The 1,350-nt window shown below is 51.1% G+C and carries 1 protein-coding gene and 1 pseudogene; both read right to left on the bottom strand.

What is annotated here, in order from left to right; translation table 11 throughout:
- Window positions 1-648, bottom strand: a pseudogene (locus WH5701_RS00550) (carbamoyl-phosphate synthase); the annotation flags it as partial.
- 152 nt (window positions 649-800) lie between these two features.
- The coding region (locus WH5701_RS17330) for a hypothetical protein (protein ID WP_232201744.1) at window positions 801-1,350 on the bottom strand (550 nt) is incomplete at its 5' end.

The raw sequence follows: 1,350 nt of genomic DNA, 5'->3' as shown, positions 1-1,350 counted from the left end.
GTAATAACCTGCTGATGCTTTCAAAACAGGAGTGATGAAATAACCAGCATCCAAGCCATAGGTGTTCAACGCGCCGCCCTCATAAACGCTATTGAGCTTCTGCTCGACATCACCCACAGGGATCAGTCCATAGCCGTTCAAGGTCCAGCTGCTTGAGACTGCTTCTGCGTTCAGTGCGATCTGCTGGAAGCCGACGGTCTTCTTGTGGGTGACGTTAATGCTGGTATCGGCATCACCTGATTTCAATGAACGGCTGTCATAACCACCATTCAGACCAAACATCCAACTGCGGTCGCTGTTCAGCCAGCGATAACCCAAGCGCGTAGACGTTGAGTAACCACCACCGACATCGGTATTGATGATGCTGCTGTAGCCATCGCGGTCACCGAAGTGGGCGTTGACCAGGGCATCAAGGAACCAAACGCTGTTCTCATCAACAGACAGTGGAAGGAACCCGCCAATACCAGCTTGGTTTGGTGTGCCTGCACCTTGGAGTGCACCTTGAAAACCAATGGTGGGTTTGACCACATCAGCGAGGCTGATGCTCATCACACCAAGGTCTTCTGCTGAACCCTCTTGTGCAGTGGCAGCCAGTGGTGCAACAAAAGCAGCAGTGGCAAGCAACCCTGCAGAAAGACGACGCAGCATCAAAGGAATCACGTGTGACTTGACGATGACGGCGATGCGTAGCTTTTGCTACATAAAAGGCCAGCCTTCAAGGCGGCTTCCAGTCGTAACCACCTTGTTGCGACTGGAAGTTATGCCGTCAGGTTTTTACGCAATCGAACTTGAGACCGTCGTCACCAGTTGTCTGCCGAATCTTCCATTTCGTAAGGCAGTGATGCCGGTCTAGGAAGTAATTCGGTGACAATGACTGGCATGACAGGCATCTGATGACTTCCCGGCATATTTCCCTTGGGAACACCAGTGTTCCCAATTTTTACGGTGGGAACAGCCTCGGGAACTTGCTTAATCGCAGTCTCTGACTGTGTTTCTTCTTTATTACTCCCTTCTATATAAAACCCCGTATAGGAGGCTTCCTTCTGCTGAAGCAGCTTTGGCGCCAGAGCGTAAGAACCACGATGTGGCCTGGTTATTTGGCGTTCGCCAAACATGGATCCAAGCGTGTTGTCGACGGTCTTTGTTGGTTTGCCGTGCCGAGCAAAAACTTCATCGACCAGACTTCCCCGCGTCAAAGAAGGTTTGCCATTTTGATGCGCTCGCCAAAGAACATCGATGATTGCCTCGCGGCAATTACCGACGACTTCTACTTCTTTCGCTAACTGCAAAACTCCTGTTTCACGGTTCAAGTTGAAAGTCAGGCTGCGGCATGGATCAACAACTGCCGCT

Source organism: Synechococcus sp. WH 5701 (assembly GCF_000153045.1).
Taxonomy (GTDB): Bacteria; Cyanobacteriota; Cyanobacteriia; order PCC-6307; family Cyanobiaceae; genus Regnicoccus_A; species Regnicoccus_A antarcticus.
The sequence above is the reverse complement of the archived record's forward strand: the minus strand, read 5'-3'. Positions and strand labels throughout refer to the sequence as shown.